Below are 1,290 nucleotides of genomic sequence, written 5' to 3' on the forward strand. Positions count from 1 at the left end.
AGGTGGGTAGGTATTTGACATCTGACCCGATAGGACTAAATGGGGGTGGTTTAAATACTTATGCTTATGCCAATTCAGAGCCTTGGGGGGCGGTGGATTGGTTGGGGTTGTTGGTTGTGGCTCATTTAAACACGAAAACTGGAATATTGACAGTAACTGATGAGGACACAAAAGAAACAGTTACTATAAAAGCATTTAGTGGAGGAAAAGCAGTTAACGGGATTATTACCGAAGTTGGGGTTGGAAAAAACCTACCTATGCCAAGAGGTCGTTATATCATCACCAATAATCCTGGAAAAACTTCCCCTGCCACATGGTACGGTCTACTGTATCTAGATGGCAGAATAAATGATATTATTGAAAGTAATGACTCTAACATCAATGGCAGAGCCGGATTTAGACTTCATCCAGGCACACTTAGCCATGGTTGCACAACAATTGATACTAGTATACCAGAGGGGCAGACAAATTGGGAGAAAGTAGACAGTCTCCTAAAAGCAACAGTAAAAACAACTGTCATTTTTGAAGAACCTTGGTATACCAAAAATAAACTAATGACAAAATATGGTGTTTTAGATGTTACCTATTAAGAAAAATTGCTTTATTATTATTTTTATAGTATTTATTATCATAGGATCATTATTAAAAAATTTTTTTGATAAAATTGGCTTTGTTGATTCTTATATGGTAAAATTTCAAGTTCTAGAACTTTATGTAAGAAAAAATATATTTATGGATTTTTATTGGTATAACGAGATACCAAAAAACCATTTCATATTTTCAGATGATTGTTTTGAATGTAGGGTTGATTATTTATCGGCAATTGTTTATATTTTTGGAGAAAGTATTGAAAAAAGCGGTGAAGGAACCCTAGTTTTTTATCATAGTATTGACGACAATGAAAGATGTAAACTATATAAAAAACTTAAATATTTAGATAATTCAAAGTACTATTTATCATTAAATAATGAAAAAAAGTACGGAGTGGATTTTTTAAAAAATATTATAATTATTGATGGTGATAATAATTGTGATACTGTTAAATAACAGTGCAATTATTAAATTTTCAAAAACAAACCTACTTAACCGCTGATAATGTGAGCAGTTTTGATAACTCTGCCACAATTCACATGCAAGGCAGTTTGATGTTAAAATCAAAACATCATACTTTGGACGATCCTATCCCTTATAAAACTGATGAATAAGTTGGGTAAACCAGTATGTGAATATCAACAGATTGCACTCAATCAATCTGTTTTATAATTAATCAAGGAACCCAAAATGAAGCTT

Annotated in this window: 2 protein-coding genes; both read left to right on the top strand. The window is 32.0% G+C overall.

Translation table 11 applies throughout. The features are described 5' to 3' along the window. On the top strand, window positions 1-590 hold a 590-nt coding region (locus A7456_RS06300; protein WP_158512499.1), incomplete at its 5' end, for a tlde1 domain-containing protein. Continuing rightward, window positions 577-1,047: a hypothetical protein gene (locus A7456_RS06305; RefSeq protein WP_067008770.1), complete on the top strand. Its 471-nt coding sequence runs from the start codon at window positions 577-579 to the stop codon at window positions 1,045-1,047. The genes A7456_RS06300 and A7456_RS06305, both read left to right, overlap by 14 nt. Window positions 1,048-1,290 lie beyond the last annotated feature (243 nt).

The organism is Moraxella nonliquefaciens (genome assembly GCF_001679005.1).
Taxonomy (GTDB): Bacteria; Pseudomonadota; Gammaproteobacteria; order Pseudomonadales; family Moraxellaceae; genus Moraxella; species Moraxella nonliquefaciens.

Bases quoted from the DNA above. Each gene is read 5' to 3' on its own strand.
- A7456_RS06305 (WP_067008770.1), top strand. From the start codon at position 577: ATGTTACCTATTAAGAAAAATTGCTTTATTATTATTTTTATAGTATTT.